The sequence below is a fragment of the Oscillibacter sp. CU971 genome (assembly GCF_905219725.1).
In the GTDB taxonomy this organism is placed as follows: domain Bacteria; phylum Bacillota; class Clostridia; order Oscillospirales; family Oscillospiraceae; genus Oscillibacter.
This window is the reverse complement of sequence record NZ_CAJMXG010000547.1, coordinates 1-1,172: the sequence shown is the minus strand read 5'-3', so window position 1 is coordinate 1,172 and position 1,172 is coordinate 1. Positions and strand designations below refer to the sequence as shown.

The following is a 1,172-nucleotide window of genomic DNA, read 5'->3' as shown; positions in this document are numbered from 1 at the left end:
CACTTAGACTGACCGGAGCAGATATAGGCCAGCGCTCTTGGAAGGGTCCCACAATTCCACAGGGGGTGGTGCGTACCCGTAAACACACACCCCTGTGGAATTGTGGGACCTGCCAGTGTTTGCCTCCATAGGTGCTTACAGACAAAACTTACCTTTATGTTTATATCTTGTATTCCTATATTCCGTTCTCCGTTAGCTGGCATAAATGCTTACAGACAAAACTTAGGTTTGGTATAGAATATCGTTCTCAGATGTTCGCTGTCCGGGTCGCCTGCTTACGCTGGCGACAGGTAACGGAATGAACGGCAGAATCAGACCGGCAGGAACCGGTCCAGGTGTCGGGATGAACGAGTGAAAGCTCAAATACTATGTGAAATGCGAGGTAACAAGTATGCTGAACAAAATTACTATCATGGGCCGTCTGTGCGCTGCCCCTGAACTCCGCCATACGCAGAACGGGATTGCCGTCTGCAACGTCAGAATCGCCGTGGAACGGAACTTCGCCGACCAGGACGGCGAGCGCGGGACCGACTTCTTCGATGTCGTCGCCTGGCGAGGAACCGCTGAGTTCCTGAATAACTACTTCACCAAGGGGCGGACAGTCCTGCTGGACGGGCGGCTCCAGACTCGGAACTGGACTGACCGGGACGGCAAGAAGTGTGTGTCCGTCGAAATCGTCGCGGAGAACGCTTACTTCACTGATTCCAAGCCCGCTGAGAGCGCTGATTCCAAACCCGCCGAGAGTGCCAAGCCCGCTGAGAGTGCGCCGGAGGCCCCCAAGGGCCGCAAGAATAAGAAGGCCGCGTGAGAACCAATAGGGGGGGGGGGGGAGGCGAAAGCCTCCCCCCCTATTTTCATTTTTAAGGAGGCAGAACGATGCGAACCACAGGAGAGAGTCTTTCCATCAGCGTACCCCAGGCGGCGAAGCTGCTGAACATCAGCAAGCCCACGGCCTATATTCTGGCGAGGCGGGAGGATTTCCCTTCGTTCCAGGTGGGGAACCGGATTCTGGTTTCCGTGGCCGGGCTTGCCGAATGGGTAGAGGCCCAGGCCGGTACGCGCAATGATGGCTGAGAAAAGCGTCCTGCATGAACGCCTGAACAATTTGCAGCGCAACCAAGCTGCGCACCCGGAGTTCGACACCGCTGTGATACGCTCCATGGCCCGTATGC

2 protein-coding genes are annotated in these 1,172 nt (G+C 56.3%); both read left to right on the top strand.

Going from position 1 to position 1,172, the window contains the following annotated elements; all coding sequences use genetic code 11:
• The first annotated feature begins 391 nt into the window (after nucleotides 1–391).
• Nucleotides 392–808 (top strand): single-stranded DNA-binding protein, encoded by a 417-nt coding sequence (locus JX325_RS17310; protein ID WP_204792244.1) that lies wholly within the window; start codon nucleotides 392–394, stop codon nucleotides 806–808.
• Nucleotides 809–876: 68 nt separating this feature from the next.
• Entirely contained in the window at nucleotides 877–1,074 is a 198-nt protein-coding gene (locus JX325_RS17305) for a helix-turn-helix domain-containing protein (RefSeq protein WP_204792243.1), read from the top strand.
• The last annotated feature ends 98 nt before the right edge of the window (nucleotides 1,075–1,172 follow it).

What these genes read in the sequence shown, in the direction of transcription:
- JX325_RS17310 (WP_204792244.1), top strand. Translation starts at nt 392, where the DNA reads ATGCTGAACAAAATTACTATCATGGGCCGTCTGTGCGCTGCCCCTGAA.
- JX325_RS17305 (WP_204792243.1), top strand. Translation starts at nt 877, where the DNA reads ATGCGAACCACAGGAGAGAGTCTTTCCATCAGCGTACCCCAGGCGGCG.